The sequence below is a fragment of the Labrys wisconsinensis genome, assembly GCF_030814995.1.
GTDB classification, from domain to species: Bacteria; Pseudomonadota; Alphaproteobacteria; order Rhizobiales; family Labraceae; genus Labrys; species Labrys wisconsinensis.
On sequence record NZ_JAUSVX010000016.1, the window covers coordinates 199,789 to 221,792 of the forward strand.

Sequence of the window (22,004 nt, forward strand, 5' to 3'; positions counted from 1 at the left end):
GCAAATCCGGCGCGGTTCACTGCCATCTGAACGCGATCCGGCACCTTCATCAAGGCAGGTCGCGAACGGATGCCCGGAACGCCGACCGGCTCACCGAGGCGTTCGGCAACTGCGGATCGTACACGAGGTAATCGTTCTTATACGCTTCGGGCGAAAGCGCCTTGCCCGTGTGCAAGTCGGGATAGTTGAAATAGAGCACGGTGCCGACTCTGAATTTGGGGGCCTCGCTGTGCAGCCACCACCCCATGTTGCCGAAGGAACGGCCAAACCATTCGGCCTTGCTGTGCCCGAGCGCGGCAGCCGCGGCATCGGGTTCCGTCGTCGCCGTTTCCGCGATCACCAGCGGCTTGGTGCGATCGATGGCGGGGTTCGAGCGGATGGCAACCAGAGAGTCGTGGAATATCTGCCGCATGCTCGTCCACCCGCCCTGCGAGGTGGAATGGTTGTATCCGTCCAGGGCGAGATACTCGACTTCGTCATTGCCCGGATAGTACGCGCCGAACTTGTTGTCCTGATTGACGCCTGGGCACCACATGAACGGCAGATCAGGGAAGCCGCTCCGCATGACGCTGCGCACATGCCGCCATGCCGGATTGAACTGCGATATCGAATTGCCGTCGTGCTCTTTCTTGAATCCCCAGGGATACCAGTCTCCGTTCATCTCGTGGAAGGGACGTACGATGACTTGTACCTGGGGGTGGCTTTGCTGCCATTGAAACAGTTCGGCGGAGAGCTTTTTCAGGTCCTCGTCCAGCTTGCCCTGCTCGATCGTCGCCAAGCTGTTTTCGAGGCCGACGGTCACGACGATATGCGTCACCCCTCTTTGCGCCAGGGTATCGAATAGCTTCGTGTTCAGCGGCTGATCGTATTTCATGAAATTGAGATTCCAGCGCAATGCGTGCGCCGCGTCTCTCACCGTGGCGTCATACTGCGCGACGCTTTCCGCATCGGTGCCGAGCACCGGCACCGTCCCGGCTGCCGCTGCCGCGAGAGGGGGCATGCAGCACAGGATTGCGAGCGCCATCGGGCATAGACCGTTGGTATCGCGGCGCGATTTCCTTGTCATTCGCATCACCGTGTCTGGGGAGGCTCGTCTGCAGGCACCGAGCGAAGCACCCACGACATGACTGAAACCTGAACGACCGGCCGGCGCGCGTCGCGATCGAGACAGCCGGGCGCAGGAGATTGCTCCGGTGCTCCGGAACGAGGGGGATGTCGATCGGCGCGCCGAGGCATGCGGACCAGCCGGCCGGAAGCGGGGCAGCCTGCGGGGACCGGGGCCGCCGGCATCGAGCCTCACCGGCATCGAGGCGAACGACTGCGGCGATGCCCCGGGGCCGGCTTCAGCCCGAGCTTTCGGCCCGCGCCAGCAGCGCCGGAATCCACGCCATGTCGCTGCCCACCAGCGCGTCCGGTCCGTGGAGCGCCACAGACTGCCCGAGCGCCTTGATCTCGATCGCCTCGCCCTGAGCCGCCCGTGCCGTGCGCAGGTCCGGGTGGTGCTGCGTCGCCGACCAGACGATGTAGCGCCCCAGCGCGGTCACGCGCCGCGGCAGGGCGACGACCAGCATCGCAATGCCGGCTCCGGCGCCGAGGGCCGCCAGCCAGCTCCGTGCGTCCGCCGGCATCGCCAGCCCCGCCCATCCGCACAGCACGGCCAGGATGAACGCCAGGAACGGCAGCATGTTGCGCGCATAGGCCGCCCACCAGGCCCGCGATCCCAACGATCGGACATAGCCCATGGCGGTGAGGTCGCGGCGCAGCTGCGCGATCACGCCCTTGCGCTCGAGCGAGGCCTCCAGCCGGGCCAGCAGATCCGGAAACACCGCCGGTGTCCGCGCGACCGCCAGGGTCTCGCGCTCGACGGCATCGAGCGGCTCATGGTCGGCGCCGCCCGGCGTCAGAACCCCCGCGATCCCCGGCACCAGCACCTTGCGCCCGAGCAGCCGCACCACGCCCGTCAGCGCGACCCGCGACGCCCCGCCGCTGATCATCGCCATCTGGTAGGCAGAGACCTTGCCGGTCGGCAACGTCGCGCCGGCACGCCAGACCCGGCGCTCGATGATCAGGCGTCGCGCCAGGGTCACGGCGAGGGCCGCGACGAACCCCGCTCCATAGACCAGGGTCGCAACCGTCATATCCAGCATGCGTGCGTTCCATGATCTCGAGATGAGCCATTTGCTGCGACGTCGGGCTGCCCGATGCAGGCGAAGCCTGGAGAATGCCGGGCCGCAAGCGGTTTCAGGGCGGGATTTTCGTCGACGTCAAGGTCATCGCGGGTTCGATCGGAAAGGCTTTCGGCTGGCCCAGCTGCCGGAATCCCGGGCGTGGACGAGGCCGCCGCCACCCCGGCGCAAGGCGCGGGCGCCCCGTCGGCGGGGCATCGAGCCGGCGCCCGCCTCCTGCGGCAATATGGCAGCTTCCGCCATCCCTTGGGCGATGCCACCGTCCCTGCCGGGTGGGCGCAACAGTCTCCAGACTGTTCGGGCGCGGGAGCCGACGACGGCGATCCCCGTGCCTTGCAAGCTGGCAGAAGAACCAGGAAACCCGACCCGTGTCCAGCGCAGTCCCGGCCCTCGAGGGCGATCATCCCGTCGGTTGGCGGCGATACGTCTATTCCACCAACCACAAGGACATCGGCACGCTCTATCTCGTCTTCGCGGTCGGGGCGGGCCTGATCGGCGGCCTCTTCTCCATCCTGATCCGGGCGGAGCTGCAGTCGCCGGGCCAGCATGTCTTCGTCAACCCCTGGGTCTACAACGCCGTCGTCACCGGCCACGGCGTGATCATGATCTTCTTCATGGTGATGCCGGCGATGATCGGCGGCTTCGGCAACTGGTTCGTGCCGCTGATGATCGGGGCGCCCGACATGGCGTTCCCGCGCATGAACAACGTGTCGTTCTGGCTGCTCGTCGCCTCCTTCGGCCTGTTCCTCACCTCCTTCTTCCTGCCGGGCGGCCCCGGCCCGGACGACCGCGGCTTCGGCGGCGGCTGGACGATGTACGCGCCGATGTCGACCCTGGGCACGCCGGGCATGGCGATGGACTTCGTCATCCTGTCGCTGCATCTGGCCGGCGCCTCCTCGATCCTGGGCGCCATCAACTTCATCACCACCATCTTCAACATGCGCGCCCCGGGCATGACGCTGCACAAGATGCCGCTCTTCGCCTGGTCGCTGCTGGTGACCGCCTTCCTGCTGCTCCTGTCGCTGCCGGTGCTGGCCGGCGCGCTCACCATGCTGCTGACCGACCGCAATTTCAGCACCACCTTCTTCGCGGCCCAGGGCGGCGGCGATCCGCTGCTCTATCAGCACCTGTTCTGGTTCTTCGGCCACCCGGAAGTCTACATCCTGATCCTGCCCGGCTTCGGCATCATCAGCCACGTCATCGCCACCTTCTCGCGCAAGCCGATCTTCGGCTATCTCGGCATGGCGTATGCCATGGTCGCCATCGGCCTGGTCGGCTTCGTGGTGTGGGCCCACCACATGTACACGACCGGCCTCGACGTCGACACCCAGGCCTATTTCGTGTTCGCCACCATGGTGATCGCGGTGCCGACCGGCGTGAAGATCTTCTCCTGGATCGCCACGATGTGGGGCGGCTCGGTCGACTTCAAGGCGCCGATGGTCTGGGCGACCGGCTTCATCTTCCTGTTCACGATCGGCGGCGTCACCGGCGTGGTTCTGGCCAATGCCGGCGTCGACCGCTCGCTGCACTCGACCTACTACGTGGTGGCGCATTTCCACTACGTGCTGTCGCTCGGCGCGGTCTTCGCCATCTTCGCCGGCTGGTACTACTGGTTCCCGAAGATGACGGGCTATCTGTGCAGCGACCGCCTCGCCAAGATCCACTTCTGGATGATGTTCGTCGGCGTCAACCTGACCTTCTTCCCGCAGCACTTCCTCGGCCTCGCCGGCATGCCGCGCCGCTATGTCGACTATCCCGACGTCTATGCCGGCTGGAACTTCGTCTCCTCGATCGGCTCCTACATCTCCGGCCTCGGCGTCCTCGTCTTCCTCTATGCGACCTACGAAGCCTTCGCGGCCAAGCGCCCGGCGGCGGACAATCCGTGGGGCGAAGGCGCGACGACGCTGGAATGGACGCTGCCCTCGCCGCCGCCGTTCCACCAGTTCGAGACGTTGCCGCAAATCCACTGACCGGCGGCCGGGAGGACGGAGCGGCTGCGGTCCCCGGCTCGCGGGCCGGCCCGTCGCCGCCCGCTCAGAAGGCCCGGCCGCCCAGCGGCCGGCTCCGGCGCACCGGGGGCCTGCGGCCGAGGGACGCCTCGCGCGCCAGGCGCGGGGCGCGCATCTGCGCCAGGCCGGCGGCGCCCTCGGCAACGTCGTCGAGGAACAGCGGCCGGGCGAAGTAGAAGCCCTGGGCGAAGCGGATGCGCGTCGCCGCCATGAGATAGGTCAGCTCCTCCGCCGTCTCCACGCCCTCCACCAGCACCGCCATGTCGAGGGCCGCGCCCAGCGATTCGATCGCCCGCAGGATGCTCTGGCTGCGGGGCCGCTGGTGGATGGAGGCGATGAAGGAGCGGTCGACCTTGATCTCGTCGGCGGTGATGTCGGCCAGGGCCGACAGGGAGGAATAGCCGGCGCCGAAATCGTCGATCGACACGCCGGCCCCGATCTCGCGCAGCATCGGCAGGATGTGGCTCTGGAACTGGCTCTTGGCGAAGAAGGCCTCCTCGGTCAGCTCGACCATGAAGCGCTGAGGCATGCCGGTCGCGTCCAGCGCCCGCACGAGCTCGCGCATGAAGGGCACCTTGTCCGCCTGCTTGGCCGCGACGTTGAGGCTGATGCGGGCCTCCGGCCCGAAGGCCTGGTCGATGCGGTCGAGCGAGGCCATGGTCTCGTCGAGCACCAGCATGGTGATCTCGTCCATCAGGCCGAGCTCGACCGCCAGGTTTACGAAGTCGCCGGGCGGATGGATGACGCCCTCCTCGTCGCGCCAGCGCAGCAGCGCCTCGACGCCGGTCACCGTGCCGGAGCGGAAGTCGACCTTGGGCTGGTAGGCGCAGCACAGGCGCTGGTCGCGGATGGCGAGCCTCAGGCGCTGCTCGGTCTTGGCGCGCTCGGCGGCGGCGTGGCCGATGTTCGGATCGAAGAAATGGATGCCGCCCTTGGTGCCGCTCTTGGCCCGGTACATGGCGTTGTCGGCATGGGCGCGCAGCACGTCGTAGTCGGCGCCGTCACGCGGATAGAGGCTGACGCCGACCGAGGCCGAGGAGAAGATCTCGTGGCCGTCGATGAAGAACGGCTCCTTCAGCCGCTGGAGCAGCGCCTCGATGTCGCCGGCCAGGGCCTCCAGCGGCGAGAGCGGGTTGATGAGCAGCACGAACTCGTCGCCGCCCACCCGCGCCAGCATGTCGGACGGGCGCAGGCAATAGCCGATGCGCCGGACGATGTTGACCAGCAGCGCATCGCCGACGCCGTGGCCGTAATAGTCGTTGATGTGCTTGAAGTTGTCGATGTCGATGAAGGCCAGGGCGAAAGGCGTGCGCGCCGCCGCCTCGGCGATCAGGCCGTTGACCGCCTGCTCCATCAGGCTGCGGTTGGGCAGGCTGGTCAGCTCGTCGAAATAGGCCCGGCGGAACAGGTCCTCCTCGAGCCGACGCTGCTGCGTGACGTCGAAGGAGAAGGTGGCGTCGTAGGATCGGTCCCGCCAGGCGACGGCGGCACGACCGAACTCGACGATGCGCGCGGCGCGGTCCGAGGGCGCCGCCCCGGCCTGGGCCGAAGCGGCATGATCGCAGGCGACGGTGTTGGCGTAGACCACCTCGCCCTCGGCCGAGCGCACGCTGACCCCGAAGGGCGCACCGCGCAGCACCGCGGCGAGCAGGTCCGGCGCCTCGGCTGGCAGGAGAGGCTTGGCCGCCGCCTCGTTGGTCAGATCCATGGTCGTTTCTTCGTGGCGGTCCGGAGGAAGGGTCTGCCGGGCGCAAGCGGCCCGGCGGCGCGCCGGTCAGCGCTTCAGGATCTGGTAGCGTGCCTCGTCGAGCCGGCTCGCCAGGCTCGCGGGGCTTGCCGGGCTCGCCGGGCTCGTGGGGCTCGCCGGGCCGGCGAGCGCCGTCTCGCGCGGCGGCGCGGCGGGAGGCGCCGGCTCCTCCGGGCGTGTCCGTGGACCGAGGGCGACGCCGCGCCAGCGCTCCACCACGGCGCGGACGAAATCGGCGGTGGACGCAGCGGCGGCGCCGGCCGGCGGCCGGGCCACCGCCTCGCTGTGCGGCACCAGATGCGCCGGCAGGGTGCGGAAGGTGAGGCGCGCCGGCAGCGGCACGCCCTCGCCGAAGCCGACCACCTCGCCGGTGCCGAGCGAGGGGACGAAATCGAGCAGGTTGGCGCCGGCATCGGAGACCGCCGAGCGCAGCAGCGCCTGGTCGCGGTCGTTGGTCATGCGCATGGCGAAGAGCGTGCTGCACTGGGAGAGGATGGTCGGGTCCAGCTCCGCCGGGCGCTGCGTCACCAGCCCGAGATAGACGCCGTATTTGCGCCCCTCCTTGGCGATGCGCGCCAGCGCGCGCCGCGCCGGGCCGAAGCCGACGGCATGGTCGACCGAGGCGTAGCGATGCGCCTCCTCGCAGACGAAGAGCAGCGGCAGGGCCCCGTCGCTCCACAGGCCGAAGTCGAATGCCATGCGGCAGAGCACGCACACCACCGCGTCCATCACCTCGGCCGGCAGGCCGGCGAGCTGCATGACCGAGACCGGCCGTCCGTCCGGCTCCAGCCGGAAGAGATGGCTGAGCAGGCTCGCCATGGTGTCGCCGCCGACATTGGCGTTCTCGAACATGAAGGCGTAGCGCGGATCGCTGCGGATCGCCTCGATGCGCGCCAGCAGCCGGTGGTAGTGCATGCGCGAGGCGCGGTTCTCCAGCTTGCCCATCCGTTCGTCGATCAGGGCGGCGAGGTCCTGCAGGAGGTAGGGCACCGGCGTGTCGACGGTGTAGCCGGTGACGCGCGGATCGGCCTTCTTGAGGCTCAGGCGGTCATTGGCCACCTTGTACTGGCCGTACATGCTCCTGGCGAGCGGGATGAGCTCGGCGAGGATGTCGACCTCGTCGGCGACGGCCGGCCGGCCGCCATAGACGATGTCGACCAGCTCCTCGAAGTTGAACAGCCAGAACGGCAGCCGCAGCGTCGCCGGCTTGACGATGCTGGCCCGCTCGCCGAAGCAGCGGCCATACTCGTTGTGACCGTCGAGCACGAACACCCTGAGATCCGGCCGGGCGGCGATCAGCTCGCCGATCAGCACGGCGACGCCGCTGGACTTGCCGACGCCGGTGGAGCCGAGCACGGCAAAATGCTTGGTCAGCAGGCTGTCGACGTCGACATGGGCCTCGATCGACCGGTCCTGGTGGAGCTGGCCGATCCGGACGGTCGCCCGGGCCGAGGCCTTGTAGATCAGCCGGAGCTCCTCGTTGCCGATCACCGCGGCATAGTCGCCGATGCCGGGATATTCGGCGACGCCGCGCTGGAAGGTGAAGCGGCCGGCCTCGTCGCGCCGGATCTCGCCCATCAGGTCAACATTGGCCAGGGCGCCGTGGACGCCGGTGCCGTCCCCGTGGGCCAGAACCTCGGTGATCATGCCGATCAGGCGGTGGCGGCCGGCCTGGATCGCCAGGAAGCGGCCGACCGTGGCGCGCCCCTCCTCCGTCGGCCAGGGCGCCGGCATGCCGACCTGGGCCTTCGAGCCCTGGACCGACAGCACCCGGCCGCCGATCCCGGTATCCGGCAACTTGCGCAGAACGGAGCTGTCCAAACTCGGTGTGATCACGGGCGCACCCTGGCTGTCGACGACTCCATGGGAGCATCACGCCAGACTGTCCTTTCCAAACCTCCCCCTACGCCATGTCGATCTGCGAACGCGCTTAACGTCGCCTTAACACGGCCATGCGCAGCTGGCTCGACGGCCCGAACTCCGCCGCGGACGCCCGGCGGCATCCGGGCCTTGCGACCGTGCGGCGATGCGGCATTTGCGCCGGAATTGTGGCAAGGGTATCGTCATACCGAACACCGCGGCCGCGGCGAATCATCGTCGGCCGCCGCAATCGGAAGAAGGGTCCATGGCGCCAAGGCTCGTCCTCCTGGGATCGCCGCAATTGCTGGATCGCGAAGGCAGGACCGTGGCCTTTCCGAGCAAAGGCTTCCTGCTGATCGGCTATCTCCTCCTGATGCGCGAGGAATACCGGGCGCCGCGCACGGCGATCGCCAATTTCCTCTGGGAGGACGCGGCGGCGGCGAGCGCGGCGCTGAATCTCCGCCAGCTGATCTCCCGCCTGACCCAGCGCCAGAACGAGCTGGGGCTGACGCTGTTCCACCTCGAGGCCGGGCACATCCGCCTCGATCCGGCCGGCGTCGAGATCGACCTCCTGCAGTTCCAGCGCTGCATCGCCGAGACGCAGCAGCCCGACATCGCAGCCCTCTCCCATCTCTATGGCGGCGACTTCCTGTCCGGCCTCGACATCACCGGCTCGGAATGCCGCGACCAGATCGAGCTGCACAGGAGCCGTCTGCGCTTCCTCTTCGTCGACGCCCTGGGTGCGCTGATGGATCCGGCGCAGACCAGCTTGTCGCCGGCGCGCCTGGTGACGATCGCCTATCGGCTGCTCGACCTCGATCCCTATCACGAGCGGGCGTGCCGCACGCTGATGCGCCTGCTCCACGCCAACGGCCAGCATTCGCTCGCCCGCGACGCCTATACCCGCTTCAAGCTGCGGCTGAAGGCGGAGCTCGACGTCGAGCCGGAGGCGGCGACCCGGGAGCTGGCGGCGCGCCTGTTCGAGCCCGTGGCGCGGCCGCGCATCCATGAGCCGGACGTCCGCCCCGTCGACGCGCCGGCCCTGCCGCCATCGGTCGCGCCGCTGCCGCGGATCACCATGCTGCCGCCGGTGGGCGGGGGCCAGGACCCGGAGCTCGGCGAGATTCTCCGCGGCCTGGTCGACGAGATGACGATCGAGCTGTGCAGGCAGAAGGCGCTGGCGGTGGTCGCGCCGCACACCGCCGCCCTGATCGGGCAGAGCGAGGACCCCCAGGCGTTCCTCACCCGCTTTCGCGTCAGCTATGTCGTGGATTGCCGGGTCGAGAGGCGGCTCGGGGATTCCGTCCTGTTCGTGCAGCTCTACCGCACCGAGGGCCGGGAGCTGGTCTGGGCCGAGCAGTTCCGCTTCGACCGCCAGACCATCGTCGGCCACTATCATGCGCTGGCTTCCAGGATCGTGCCCTCCCTCGTCGCCGGCGTCCAGAATTTCGAGATCGCCAGCAGCAAGACGCGGGCCCATCCCGGCGCCTACGTGCACTGCGTGCTCGGCCTGCGGCAGCTGACGCTGGACCTGCCGAGCGTGCGGCGGGCGCGCAAGGCCTTTCGCGCGGCGCTCGAGGAAGTTCCGGACTTCGCGCTGGCGGTCAGCGGCCTCGCCCGCTCCTATCAGCTGGAATGGCTGCTGCTGGCCCGCCGCGACCCGACGCTGCTGGAGGAATCGATCCGCCTCGCCCAGCGCGCCGTCGCCCTCGACCCGGACGACGCCCGCGGGCATCGCGAGCTCGGCGTCGCCCGCCTCTACGCCCAGCGCTTCGACGACAGCCTGGCGGATCTGGCGCTGGCCGAGCGGGCGAACGCGCAATATGCCGATCTGCTGGTGGACCACGGCGACGCGCTGACCCATGCCGGCGACCCCGCTCTCGGGCTGCGCAAGCTGGAGCACGCGATCGAGCTCAACCCGCTCCCGCCGGACGCCTATTGGTGGGTGGCGGGCGGCGCCCAATACCTGCTCGGCCGATACCAGGACGCGGTCGAGAGCGTGCGCTCCATGCGCAACCCCGCCGCTGCCAACCGCCTGCTCGCCGCATCGCTCGCCATGCTCGGCGAGAAAGCCGAAGCGCGGCGGGTCGTGCGCCTGGTCAAGGAGGAGCATCCCGATTTCCGGATCGCGAACTGGCTTGCGATGGTGCCCTTCCGCGACCCGCAAGGCCGCCAGCACTACGAAGACGGCCTGCGGGCGGCGGGCTTCCAGTGAGCCAGGCCCGGAGCGCGCGCCCGGCGGCAGAGACGGGAGCCGTCCGGCCGGTCACGTTCGTATAACGCCCGCCGTGCTGTTCTCGTATCCGGCAGCTCCCGCCTTCCGGCGGAGCCCGCGACACGCATGCACGAGCCCAGCGATGAAGACTGCCTCCGCCCAGCATCTGGCCGATCTCGACCGCGACGACGACACGGACGCCGACGAGTATCGCCTGGCCGGCCTCGCCCGGCTGGCCGAATATGCCTATCACGACGCGGTCGACCTGAAGGCCGACACGCCCGCCTACTGCCTCAGGGTGGCGATCACCGCCATCGTCGAGGAGATGGCCGGCCGCGGCTTCGATCTCGACCGGCACAAGCTCGGACAATGGGCCGCCGGCGGCCGGGCCCATCGCGACGTGCACTGAGAGGCCGCCGGCGGTCATGACGGTCGTCCCCTCCGCCATCGACACCTCTGCCATCGACGCCTATGTCGGGGGCAAGGTCGGCGCGGCGCGCATCGCCCGCGGACTGTCCCAGACGGCCCTGGGCGATGCCATCGGCCTCTCCTTCCAGCAGATCCAGAGCTGCGAGAAGGGGGCGCTCCATATCGGCGCCGACCGCCTGTGCGAGATCGCCAAGGTGCTGGGCGTGCCGGTCACCTCCTTCTTCGAAGGCGCGCCGCACGGCGAGGCGGCGGCCGCGGCCGCCGCGACCGGCACCGCGCTGGACCTCGAGATCCTGCGCCACCTCAGCCGGGCGCCGGACGAGGTGGTCAAGCAGGCCGTCCTGCGCCTGATTCGCACGGCGCCGGCCGGCCGGGCCGGCGAGGCGGCTCCGCACGAGCCGCGGAGCGCGCGTCCCCGCCGGTCCGACCAGGCCACGCCCGGGCGGCGGCGGATGCGCGGGCGACATTTCGCCCATGCCGCCGTGGACCGCGACCCGGCGCAATGGCAGAATCTCGCCGCGCATCTGCGGGCGGTGTCGGCGCTCGCCGCCGTGCGCGCCGAGCCGTTCGGCGCCGGCCGGCTGGCGGCGCTCGCCGGCCTGCTGCACGACCTCGGCAAGTACGGCAAGGCCTTTCAGACCCATCTGCTGGAGGGAGGCGCCGCCCCCGACCACGTCTCGGCCGGCGTGCAGGAGGTGCTGCGCCTGGCCGCGGAAGGGCCGGACGGCTTTGCCGTCCAGCTCGCCGCCTTCTGCATCGCCGGGCATCATGACGGCCTGCCGGATCGCGACGGCCATCCCGGTTCGCTCGCCGAGCTCTGCGTGACCGCGGCGCCGCCGCTCGCGCCGGGCTGGCGCAGCGAGATCGCTCCCGATGCCGCCAATCTGTTCCCGCACGGCTTCAGATGGCACGATCGGGCCTTCCTGCCCTTCCAGCTCGCCATGCTCGGCCGCATGGTGTTCTCCTGCCTGGTCGACGCCGACATCGTCGATGCCGAGCAAGTCCGCGCCACGGCGCGCGGCGAGGCGGCCGATCCCGGCGCTCCCGGGCTGCCGGACGTCGCCGAGGCGCTGGCGGCCAGCCTCGACGCCCATGTGGCGGATGGCCTGCCCAACGCCGAGGAGAGCTCTGCCGGACGCCTGCCGGACGCGATCGCCGGCGCGCGCGCCGCCGCGGCGCGGCCGCGCGGGGTGTTCAGCCTGACGGCGCCGGCCGGCACGTCGCGGACGCTCGCGGCACTCGGCTTCGCCCTCGACCATGCCCGGCACCACGGCATGGCGCGGATCGTCCATGCCGCGCCGGCCGCCCTTGACGGCACCGCTGCGCTGCTGCGGACCGTGCTCGGCGAAGAGGTCGTGCTCGAGCATGCGATGACGATCGAGGCGGAGCGGCCGGCCGCGGCCGACACGCGCGGCCTCGTCATGGAGGACTGGGCGGCGCCGGTGGTGGCCACCAGCCATGCCGAGCTGTTCGAGAGCCTGTTCGCCGCCAGCCCGGCACGGTGCCGCCGGCTGCATCGGTTGGCCGGGACCGTCATCCTCCTGGAGGAGCCCCAGGCCATCGCCCTGCCGGTGCTGCGGGCCTGCGTCGCCGCGCTCGAGGAGCTGACGCTCAACTATGGCTGCACGGTCGTGCTGTGCGCCGGCGTGCCGCCGGCCCTGGCGGCGCCCCGCCTCGCCGGTGGCCTGCAGATCGGCCTCGACCGCAGCCTGGCGCCGCCGCCCGCCACGCCGGCGCCGCATGCGATGCTGCGGCTGCAGCCGGGCGCGACGCGGACCGACAACCTCCTCGCGGCGCTGGCGACGGCGCCGCAGGCGCTGGTGGTGGTCAACGGCCGCCGCCAGGCGCAGGCGCTCTACCATGCCGGGCGCGCGGCGGGGCTCGAGGGCCTGCTGCATCTCAGCGCCGGGCAGGTCGCCGCCGACCGGCAGCGCACGCTCGCCAAGGCCCGCCGGGAGCTCGCCGCCGGCCGGCCGTGCCGCCTGGTGGCGACCTGCCTCGTCGAGATGGCGGGCGCGCTCGATTTCCCGCTGGTCTGGCGGGCCGAAGCCGGCCTCGACCGCCTTCTCCAGGCGACCGCGCTGTGCAACCGCGACGGCCGGCGGCCGGCGCGCGCGAGCCTCGTCACCGTGTTCCGGCCGGCCGGCACGGGCGCGCCGCCGGAGCTGGAGCCCTTCGTCGAGGCGATGCGCCAGGTCGCGCGCCGGCACGAGGACCTGCTCTCCCCCGAGGCGATGGCCGCCTATCTCGACGAGGCCTATGGACGGCGCGAGGAGGCGGAGCTCGACCGCATCGTGCTGCGGCAGGCCGGCGCCGCGGACCGGCGGGCCTCGGTGCTCGGCTGCTTCACCATCAGCACCGGGCAGACCCGGTTCGCCTATCGCAGCGTGGCGGACGCCTTCCGCCTCGACGAAGGCGGGCTGGAGCCGGTCATCGTCGCCGCCGAGGAGAGGGCGCAGCACGTGCTGGCGGCGCTGGCCGGCGGCCGGCTGCAGCCCGGCGAGGCGGCGCGCGCGCTGCAGCCGCACCTGGTGGCGGTGCCGGCGGCGGCCCGGCGCCGGCTGGTCGAGAGCGGCCATGTCGCCTTCGTCGATCCGGCCCGGCAGTTCGCGGTGCTGCGCGACGACAGCCTCTATTGCCCGCGCGAGGGGCTGCTGTGGTGGCAGGCGGACGGCCAGGACGGCGCGGACGTGCTGGCGTGAGCTTCGGGCAGGCGATGCCCGCCTCAGATGTGGACGACGACGCCCTCCGGCGCGAGGTGCTGGACCCGCGTGAAGTCGTCGCGATCCGAAGCAAGCACCGGCAGGGCCGCAGCGGCGATCGACGATGCCTCTCGGGCTTGCGACGGCGCAGGGCCTCACGCAGACCAAATATCAAGCGTATGCTCTTTGCCCGGCACCCCGCGCGTCCGCTTCGGGAAGACCGCGACCGGATCCGGCTGGGCGAGGGACGCGAGCGCCGGAATGCCGAGTTCGGTCGGCGAGCCGACGCCGGTCTCGCGCCGCTTCGAGCAGGGCCGGCGGAGCGCGAAAGCTGACATGCTCCGCCCGGTCGCCGTCGAGGAGCTCCGCGACGCTGAAAGAGGTGGGACGAACAAAATTGATGCCGGTCACGATGGCGGCGGCATGCGCTGTCGCGGGCACGCCATAAACGACCAGAATTCCGGCAAGCCCCATGAGGAGGCCGGCGAAGGTCGTTCTGGGGCGGGTCATGGTTTCATCTCCGCACCACTTGGCGGCTATTGAACGAGGTCGTAACCGAGCAGCGTTTCCATCCGGCCTTTGCCTTCGCAATCCGGCCGATTGGAGGCGAAGTGTGACGCCTCGCGGTCCGGGCAGCCGCGTGAGCGTGGTGTGATCGCGGCTCGGAAACAATCCGAGACGGCCCTTTGCCCAGCCGGTCAGCACGGTTTGACCGCTCGTCATCCAGCGGGCCGCGCCGACGCCCGATCGATTCATGAGGCGCGTCGTCGCGGCCAAGCTGGCGGAAACCATCCTTTCTATATCGGAGGCAACCGCTTTATTACGAGCGTCAGCAAGTGTGCGAAACAGCTGGAAGAATAACCGACATGCCTAATGGTCGTATCATTTTATTGAACGGCACCTCGAGTTCAGGGAAATCAACGCTCGCCAAGGCGCTCCGGGCGGCGTTGGTCGAACCTTTTTGCTACTATGCTTCGGATCAACTCGCAGACGGCGGCTTTCGCGCCATCAAGCAAAAGGTGCTTGATGCCTGCCTCAGTGATGAACGCGCCAGGTTCTTTGACGGTTTTCACCGCTCAATCGTGTCCTTTGCCGAAGCAGGCAACGATATTCTCGTCGAGCACATCGTCGAGGAAGCAAGCTGGGCGCAGCAATTGCAGGCGTTGTTCGCGCCCTTGGACACCTTTTGGGTGGGCGTGCATGCCCCTCTCGCGGAGATGGAACGGCGCGAGCGCGAACGCGGAGATCGGACGATCGGCGAAGCCCTGTATCACCTGAAAACACATGACTATTGCCGCTACGACATTGAAGTCGACACCACGAAACCCAGCGATTCAGTCGTTTCGTCCATCATCGAGGCATGGCGGGCGCGGCCATCCGCTTCATGGCGTATATCGTAGGCGTCCGCCGACGACCGCCTTCCGACGTACAGGCTGAGACTGCCGCCGACTTCAGATTAATCGTCAGTTTCGCCGCCGGCCTTTGCTTGATCAAATTCGTCCACGCAGCCTAGCGGCCGAGGGCGGGCTGGTAGACGCCGGCATCCTTGACGAGGAGGCTGGCGGTCATGTCGGCCAGGACCCGCTCGCCGACGGGATCGTCGGCCGTCAGCACGGCATCGTAGCTGGAGGCGAGCGCCGTGCAGATCTGGTCGGGCGCCGCCGCCGCGATCCGATCGGGCGCCAGCACCTCCCAGGCCTTGATGTCGACGCCGCGGTCGCGGGCCTCGAGGGCGAATTGCCGGTAGTCGTCCGCCTGCAGGGCTCGATTGCCCACGGGCCGGTCGCGCCCGTCGGCGATGGCGGCCAGCAGGAGATAGAGCCGCCTGGCGAAGATGTCGCCCACGGCCTTGGACGGCGCCGCCTGGGCCGGACCGCCGCCGGCCAGGACCTTGCACAAGGCCGGGTTGTCCGGCGTGATGGCCAGGACGATGTCCTGCTGGGCCCGGACGACCGCGACGAGATCGTCCTTCGGCGCGGCCCGGATCTGGTCGCCGTCCCGCGCCTGGATCGCCACCAGCGTCGCGGCGATGCTCGACTTGATGTCGCCCAGCCGATGCGCCTTGACGGCTTCGGCCGCCTTGTCGATGAAGGCATCCATGTCGCCGGGGAAGCGGGCGGTGAGGAGATCCGGCAGGTTGGGCAGGCCGGGGCCCGCATCGGCATAGCCGTCGTGCAGGGCCCGCCGCAGCTGCGTTCGCAGGGCCGCGTCGTCCTGGGCCGAGGCGGCGGCGCAGCCCAGCAGCATCCAGGCCAGCACGAGAGGCAGGGTTCTCATCGCGTCCTCCGATCCGCGCCTTGTCGCGGCAATCCCGGCGGCCGGCAGTGCGTTCCCGCACACCGGCCCGGGCGCACGGCATATCGGGCACGGTAACGCGGCAGCGCGTCGGACGCATGTCGCTCGCCGCGCGGCGATGCCCACTGTCAATATCGCTTCAGAATTGACAAGATCGACGCTTGCTGCAACTTATCTTGCATTGTGACGGAGATGCGGGGAGACCGGACGCTTGGCCATCAGGGACGCTCTCACCCAGCCCGGTCTGATGCTGACGCCGTCGGAGACCAAGATCGTCCAGGCCCTGCTCGCCGACTATCCCCGCTCGGGCCTCGGCACGGCGGCGAGCCTGGCCAAGCGCGCCGGGGTGAGCGACCCCACCGTGGTCCGCCTGGTGGTGAAGCTCGGCTATGACGGCTTTCCCGACTTCCAGGCGAGGCTGCTGGAGGAGGTCGAGGCGCGGCTGCATTCGCCGCTGCTGATGCTGGAGGCCAAGCGCCGCAGCGCCGCCGGCGGCAATGCCGCCTTCGACTATCTCGCCTCGGTGGCGCGCAGCCTGGACGAGACCAGCGCCGCCCTGCCGGCCCAGTCCTACGACCGGGCGGCCGAGCTGATCTGGGGCGCCAGGCGCCAGGTGGTGCTGCTCGGCGGGCGCTTCAGCCGCAACGTCGCCACCATGCTGGCCGGCTATCTCGTGCAGCTGCGCCAGGGCGTGCGCGACATCGGCGTGCTCAGCCCGGAAACCTTCGACCTGCTGGTCGACCTCGACAAGCGCGACCTCCTCATCGTGTTCGACTACCGGCGTTACCAGTCCGACGTGATCGCCTTCGCCACCCAGGCGGCCCGGGGCGGCGTGCGCATCCTGCTGTTCACCGATCCCTGGCTGTCGCCGATCGCCGAATTGGCCGAGGTCACCATGATTTCCTCGATCGTGGTCGATTCCCCCTACGACACGCTGGCGCCGGCCGTGGCCCAGATGGAGGCGGTGGTGGCCCACGGCATGAGCCTCGCCCCGCACACCAGCGCCGGCCGGGCGCGCATCGAGGCGCTGGAGCGCGTGCGCCACGCCAATGCGGTGACGCTCGACGACCCCGCCACGCCGTCGGGCCGCGGCCCGATGCAGACCCCCTGACGCCCGCGCGGGCACCCCGGACAGGAGCAGGACATGAGCGAGATCGAGGCCGCCGTCGCGGCGGTGCAGGCGGAGATCGAGGGCAATCGCGACTGGGTCGTGAACCTGACGCGCGACCTGGTGCGCATCCCCTCGGTCAATCCCAAGTTCCAGGCCGAGGCGGGCCTCAACCGCGAGGCGGACGTGCAGGCGCTGCTCGAGCCGATCCTGCGCGCGGAAGGCTTCGCCACCGCGCAGCACGACGCCCTGCCCGGCCGGCCCAACCTGATCGCCGACAAGGCGGGCGAGGAGGCGCGCAGCCTGATCCTGTGCGGGCATATCGACGTGGTGCCGGTCGGCGCGCGCGAGCGCTGGAGCCGCGATCCCTTCGGCGGCGAGGTCAGCGACGGCCGGCTCTACGGCCGCGGCTCGATCGACATGAAGGCGGGCGTGGCGGCCTGCATTGCCGCCGTCCGCGCCATCCGGCGCTGCGGCATCGACCTCGAGGGCCGGCTCTCCGTGCACACGGTGGTCGACGAGGAAGCGGGCGGCTTCGGCGCGATGGAGGCGGTGAAGCGCGGCAAGCTCGCCAAGGCGGTGCTGGTGGCAGAGCCGACCTGGGGCGACGTGCTGCCGGCCGAAGGGGGCCTGGAATGGGCGCGGGTGACGATCCGCGGCCGCACGGCGCACTCGGCCTGGCGCTACAACGAGATCTATCCGCAGCGCCAGGAGCCCGGACGGCTCGAGCCCGGCGTCAACGCCGTCGAGCTCGCCGCCCGCTTCGTCGAGGCGCTACGCCACTACGAATCCGGCCGCACGCGGGCGCGCTCGCACCCGCTGCTGCCGGTGGGGATGAACACCATCAATCCCGGCGTGATCCGCGCCGGCGCCGGGCTCGGACCGGACGGGCTGCCGATCATCATGACCAATCCGGCGATCATCCCGGACACGGCGGTGATCGACCTCGACATGAAGTTCCTGCCCGACGAGACCTCGGCCGCGTATCGCCGCGACTTCGAGGCCTTCGTCCACCATTTCGCCGGAACCGATGCCTGGCTGCGCGAGCATCCGCCCACCATCCAATGGGAGCTCGGCGGCCTGCATTTCCCGCCGCTCAACACGCCGACCGACCACCCCCTCGTCGCCTCGCTGATCCGCCGCAAGGCGGCGCTCGGCACGGCCCCCGCGGTGCGCGGCTTCGTGGCGGTGTGCGACGCGGCGCATTATGCCGGCGCCGGCGTCGACGGCGTCATCTTCGGCCCGTCCGGCGACGGCTTCCACGGCGACGACGAATATGTCGACCTCGCCTCGCTGATGGAGACCACCAAGGTGATCGCCGCCACCGTGCTCGACTGGTGCGGCGTGCGCTGAGGCGCGTTCCTGCTCAGCCCGATCGCTGCAGCGCAGGGCCGCGGGAAGCGCCGATATCCGGCGTCGCGCTCGACGCCTGGCCTTCCCGCCTCCTCGTGGGGCGCACGGGACGCGTCTTCGACGGCGGCCGAGACGCCCGAGGCAGTCCGGCATCGGCTCGGCGCAGACAACCGGCTGGGTTGTCCAACCCGACATGCCATCCCATCACCGGGACTTCATAGAGCCTTCCTATTCCTTGCTCCGGAAAGACGCTCATTCCGGGACAGCACAGGAAGCTCATATGTCGAGATTGCTTTTGGCGACGGCCGCGATGCTCGCGGCCTTCTGGCCGAGCCTCTGCAACGCGGCGCCGGTGGAGATCTCCGTCGATACGGCGTTTCCGGAATATTTCGACATGCACAAGGCGATCGGTGACGCCTTCATGAAGGCGCATCCCGATATCGTCGTGAAATTCAACTCGCCGGCAAAGACCTACGACGAGCTCCTGCAGCGCAGCCTCCGCAACGCAATCACCGGCGACGGTGCCGACGTCGCCTTCCAATCCTACAACTTCGTACAGCAGACCGCCGACCGCAATCTCGCAGTTCCGCTCGACGAGATGATCGCCGCTGAAACCGACTGGTCCGGCCTCGGATATCTCCCGAACATCACGACCATGGCGCGAGCGAACGGCAAAATCTACGGCCTTCCTTTCAACACGTCCATCCCGTTCATCTATTACAATCTCAACCAGGCAAACAATGCCGGATGGGACGTCGCCAAGCTCCCGCAAAGCTGGACCGACGTCGCCAGGCTTTCGAAAGGCATCGCCGAAAAATCGGGTCCCGGAACCGGTCTCTACTTCGATTACTACTATATCGTCGCAAACCTGACTTTCGACGCGCTGCTGAAGGGCCAGGGCGGGGCGATGATGTCGGCGGACTTGAAGCAGATCAGGTTCGATGGCGCCGACGGCATGAAGGCGCTGGAGACGCTGCGGGAGCTCGGTGCCTCCGGCATGATGGACACCACGCGCGACCAGGCGATCCAATCCTTCAAGGCAGGAAGCCTGGGAATATATGCCTCGACCTCATCGTCGATCATCGATTTCCGGAAAGCGGCCGGGGAAAGCGGCTTCACGCTCGGCTGCTCGACGTTTCCGCTGCCCGATCCGGACGGACGCTTTCCGGCAGGCGGAAATGCCGGGATGATTCTGAGCAAGGATCCGGCAAAGCAGCGCGCGGCCTGGGAATACATCAAGTTCGCGGGCGGGGAAGTCGGCCAGTTCCTGGTGGCCAAATATACCGGGTACATCCCGACGAACACGAAGGTGCTGGCGAATCCCGAGTTCCGGGCAAACCGCTATTCCGATCCGTGCGTCAAAGCTGCGGTCGATCAGCTCTCCCGCATCACCGGCCCGTTCACGTTTCCCGGCCCGAACGCTCAACGCATCTCCAATGCCCTGCGCGATCTGATGCGGGAGGCCGTCACGCAGAAGCAGACGCCAGCCCAGATCATGCCTCAGATGGTCGATGCCGCGAAGCGGATGCTGGCAAACTGAATGCGCTCCGATCCGACGCATCATCGTGACGAGGAGCGCGTCCGGCGCTCCTTTGCTCCGCGCTCATAGGTCCAGGTCATGCAGCAAGTCTTCCACAACGGCAAAATCGTTCTCGACAACGAAGTGATCGACGGCAGCATTGCCGTCGAAGACGGTGTCATTTCGAGCATCGACCAGGGCGGCATCGTTCCACGCGATGGAATCGACCTCGAAGGCGACTATCTCACGCCGGGTCTCGTCGACGTGCACAGCGACAACATCGAGAAGCTGATATCCCCAAGACCGAACGTCATCTGGCCGAGCCGGTTTGCCGCCATAGCCCACGACGCCTATGTGGTCGGCGTGGGTGTCACCACCATTCTCGATGCGATCTCGCTGAGCGATGCGATTTCGCTCGGCGGTGCAAGCGGCAGCCGCACACAGCTCGCCCTGCAAATCATCGAAGGGATCACGCAGAGCCAGAAGATTGGCGCCCTGCGCTCGGACCATTTTCTGCACATCCGTTGCGAAGTGACCGACGCCGAAATCAGCGAGCGCCTCAGCCGGCTCGATGCGGACCTGCCGATCCGGATGTTGACCCTGCTCGATCACACGCCGGGCCAGCGTGTGTTCCGGGACGTCCAGACGTGGCGCGCCTATCGCAAGAAGGGCCGAGGGCTCACCGACGGCGAGCTCGACTGGATGTTGGCGGCCGAGCAGGAAGCCCGGGCCAGGTATGCCACGTCCAACCGCCGGGCCATTGCCCGGATCGCCCATGACCGCGGTATCGCGCTCGGTGGACACGATGATTCCACGGTTGAGGATATCGCCGACGCCGTGGCGCTCGGAAGCACCGCGTCCGAATTTCCGACAACCATCGAAGCGGCCCGGGCGGCACAATCTGCGGGTTTGAAGACGATCATGGGCGGGCCCAATCTCGTGCGCGGCGGCTCGCATATCGGCAACCTGTCCGCTCGGGACTGTGCCGAGCAGGGCGCGCTCGATATTCTCGCATCGGACTATATGCCGGTCAGCTTGCTGCAATCCGCCTTCATGCTGACCTGCGAGCCCATCGGCTACGATCTGCCTCGGGCCATAGCGACCGTGACCAGCACCCCGGCGGAGGTCTGCGGACTGACCGATCGGGGAAGGATCGCCGTGGGCAAGAGGGCGGATCTTCTGCGGGTCAGCCTGCACGAAGACCTTCCGATCCTGCGGGCTGTCTGGCGCTCGGGCCGACGCGTTCATTGATGCCGGGAGGGGCGTGAGATGGCCAGCGTGCGACTCGACGACATCCGGAGAGCCTATGGCCAGACGTCGGTCTTACGTGGCGTTTCGCTGTCGATCTCGGATGGCGAGTTCCTGACGCTGCTGGGGCCGTCGGGCTGCGGGAAGTCGACCCTGCTGCGGATCCTGGCGGGGCTCGAGGTGCAGGATGCCGGCTCGGTCGCGATCGGCGGGCAGGCGGTGGACGGCCTCAGGCCGAAGCGCCGGGACGTGGCGATGGTGTTCCAGTCCTATGCGCTCTATCCCCACATGACGGTCGCCGCCACCATGGCGCTGCCGCTGCGGATGCGCCGGCTCTCCGCACTCCAGAGGGTCCCGCTTCTCGGCCGTCTGCTGCCCGGGACGGCAGGGACAATCGACGCGATCGATGCGGAAGTCGCCCGCACCGCCAAGTCCCTCGGCATCGGCCATCTGCTGGCCCGCAAGCCCGGCCAGCTCTCCGGCGGCCAGCGCCAGCGCGTGGCGGTGGGCCGGGCGATGGTGCGCCATCCCGCCGTCTTCCTGATGGACGAGCCGCTGTCCAATCTCGATGCCAAGCTGCGCGTCCAGATGCGCACCGAGATCAAGGAGCTGCACAAGCGCCTCGGCACCACCTTCGTCTACGTCACCCACGACCAGGCCGAGGCCATGACGCTGTCGGACCGGGTGGCGGTGATGCTCGACGGCGAGCTTTTGCAGGTCGCTCCGCCGCAGCAGATCTACGCCGATCCCGACGACCGGCGCGTCGCCGAGTTCATCGGCTCGCCCAAGATCAACATGCTCGACGGCGTGGTGCGCGAGCGCGGCCTGATCGATGTGGCGGGATCGACGCTCGCGATCGAGGCCGACGCGCTTGCCGGCACGCAGCTCACCCTCGGCATCCGCCCGGAGGCTTTCCATCTCGCCGACCATGGCGGCCCCGGAGCGTTCACTGGCGTGGTGCGCATGATCGAGCATATGGGCTCCGACCTCTTCGTTCATCTCGATCTCGCCGGCGTCGACCAGCCGTTGATCGCGAGGCTGCTGGCCGAACGAGCCCCGGACATCGGCGCCGGCCAGACGCTGCATCTCGGCGTCCGGCCCGACCGAGCGCTGCTCTTCACCTGCGCCGGGCGACGCCTGCGCCGGAGCGCCTCCCCCAGCGGGGCATCGGTCACGCCGATCCGGGAAGGGGTGCGATGAGCGAGCCTCCTGCCTTTGCGGCGGTTCCGCCGCTTGCTTCCGTCATCGGCCGGCTGCGGCTTGCCGACGCGCTCGTCGCCTATGCGCTGGCCGGTCCCGCCTTCCTGCTGCTCGTCCTGCTGTTCTTCCTGCC

General features: G+C 69.1%; 16 protein-coding genes. 11 read left to right on the forward strand and 5 right to left on the reverse strand.

What is annotated here, in order from left to right; translation table 11 throughout:
- Positions 1–49: 49 nt before the first annotated feature.
- Both QO011_RS32570 and QO011_RS32575 read right to left on the reverse strand, forming a co-directional pair.
- The gene (locus tag QO011_RS32570) at positions 50–1,066 is read right to left on the reverse strand and encodes a glycoside hydrolase family 26 protein (protein ID WP_307281863.1); all 1,017 of its coding nucleotides are present in this window, start codon (positions 1,064–1,066) and stop codon (positions 50–52) included.
- A 277-nt stretch (positions 1,067–1,343) separates the two neighbouring features.
- Positions 1,344–2,147, reverse strand: a complete 804-nt coding sequence (locus QO011_RS32575; protein WP_307281865.1) for a TIGR04222 domain-containing membrane protein — start codon at positions 2,145–2,147, stop codon at positions 1,344–1,346.
- A gap of 407 nt (positions 2,148–2,554) precedes the next feature.
- Between QO011_RS32575 and ctaD the strand changes: the two genes are divergently transcribed.
- Positions 2,555–4,156, forward strand: coding sequence for a cytochrome c oxidase subunit I (gene ctaD / locus QO011_RS32580; RefSeq protein WP_307281868.1), 1,602 nt, complete (start codon positions 2,555–2,557; stop codon positions 4,154–4,156).
- A 64-nt stretch (positions 4,157–4,220) separates the two neighbouring features.
- Here the strand turns inward: ctaD and QO011_RS32585 are convergent, their stop codons facing one another.
- A complete protein-coding gene (locus tag QO011_RS32585; RefSeq protein ID WP_307281870.1) occupies positions 4,221–5,903 on the reverse strand; it encodes a putative bifunctional diguanylate cyclase/phosphodiesterase in 1,683 nt (560 codons plus the stop codon).
- Between the two features lie 66 nt (positions 5,904–5,969).
- Complete coding sequence (locus tag QO011_RS32590) at positions 5,970–7,676, reverse strand: ATP-binding protein (RefSeq protein WP_307281934.1); 1,707 nt, start codon at positions 7,674–7,676, stop codon at positions 5,970–5,972.
- Positions 7,677–8,067: 391 nt separating this feature from the next.
- Between QO011_RS32590 and QO011_RS32595 the strand changes: the two genes are divergently transcribed.
- From QO011_RS32595 to QO011_RS32615, 5 genes are all read left to right on the forward strand, one after another.
- Positions 8,068–10,017, forward strand: coding sequence for an AfsR/SARP family transcriptional regulator (locus QO011_RS32595; protein WP_307281872.1), 1,950 nt, complete (start codon positions 8,068–8,070; stop codon positions 10,015–10,017).
- A gap of 142 nt (positions 10,018–10,159) precedes the next feature.
- On the forward strand, positions 10,160–10,426 hold the full coding sequence (locus tag QO011_RS32600; RefSeq protein WP_307281875.1) for a hypothetical protein: 267 nt from the start codon (positions 10,160–10,162) through the stop codon (positions 10,424–10,426).
- A 16-nt stretch (positions 10,427–10,442) separates the two neighbouring features.
- On the forward strand, positions 10,443–13,148 hold the full coding sequence (locus QO011_RS32605) for a CRISPR-associated endonuclease Cas3'' (RefSeq protein ID WP_307281877.1): 2,706 nt from the start codon (positions 10,443–10,445) through the stop codon (positions 13,146–13,148).
- Between the two features lie 261 nt (positions 13,149–13,409).
- Entirely contained in the window at positions 13,410–13,691 is a 282-nt protein-coding gene (locus tag QO011_RS32610) for a hypothetical protein (RefSeq protein WP_307281879.1), read from the forward strand.
- A 323-nt stretch (positions 13,692–14,014) separates the two neighbouring features.
- On the forward strand, positions 14,015–14,548 hold the full coding sequence (locus tag QO011_RS32615) for a phosphotransferase-like protein (protein ID WP_307281881.1): 534 nt from the start codon (positions 14,015–14,017) through the stop codon (positions 14,546–14,548).
- A 109-nt stretch (positions 14,549–14,657) separates the two neighbouring features.
- On the opposite strand, the gene QO011_RS32620 is transcribed toward QO011_RS32615, so the two are convergent.
- On the reverse strand, positions 14,658–15,425 hold the full coding sequence (locus QO011_RS32620) for a hypothetical protein (protein ID WP_307281884.1): 768 nt from the start codon (positions 15,423–15,425) through the stop codon (positions 14,658–14,660).
- A 229-nt stretch (positions 15,426–15,654) separates the two neighbouring features.
- Between QO011_RS32620 and QO011_RS32625 the strand changes: the two genes are divergently transcribed.
- The 5 genes from QO011_RS32625 to QO011_RS32645 all read left to right on the forward strand — a co-directional run bounded on the left by QO011_RS32625 (position 15,655) and on the right by QO011_RS32645 (position 21,871).
- Positions 15,655–16,554 (forward strand): MurR/RpiR family transcriptional regulator, encoded by a 900-nt coding sequence (locus tag QO011_RS32625; RefSeq protein ID WP_307281887.1) that lies wholly within the window; start codon positions 15,655–15,657, stop codon positions 16,552–16,554.
- Positions 16,555–16,587: 33 nt separating this feature from the next.
- Complete coding sequence (locus tag QO011_RS32630; RefSeq protein WP_307281889.1) at positions 16,588–17,904, forward strand: M20 family metallopeptidase; 1,317 nt, start codon at positions 16,588–16,590, stop codon at positions 17,902–17,904.
- A 280-nt stretch (positions 17,905–18,184) separates the two neighbouring features.
- Complete coding sequence (locus tag QO011_RS32635) at positions 18,185–19,444, forward strand: extracellular solute-binding protein (protein WP_307281892.1); 1,260 nt, start codon at positions 18,185–18,187, stop codon at positions 19,442–19,444.
- A gap of 78 nt (positions 19,445–19,522) precedes the next feature.
- Positions 19,523–20,674, forward strand: coding sequence for an alpha-D-ribose 1-methylphosphonate 5-triphosphate diphosphatase (locus tag QO011_RS32640; protein WP_307281895.1), 1,152 nt, complete (start codon positions 19,523–19,525; stop codon positions 20,672–20,674).
- A gap of 18 nt (positions 20,675–20,692) precedes the next feature.
- Positions 20,693–21,871, forward strand: a complete 1,179-nt coding sequence (locus QO011_RS32645; protein WP_307281898.1) for an ABC transporter ATP-binding protein — start codon at positions 20,693–20,695, stop codon at positions 21,869–21,871.
- Positions 21,872–22,004: the final 133 nt, after the last annotated feature.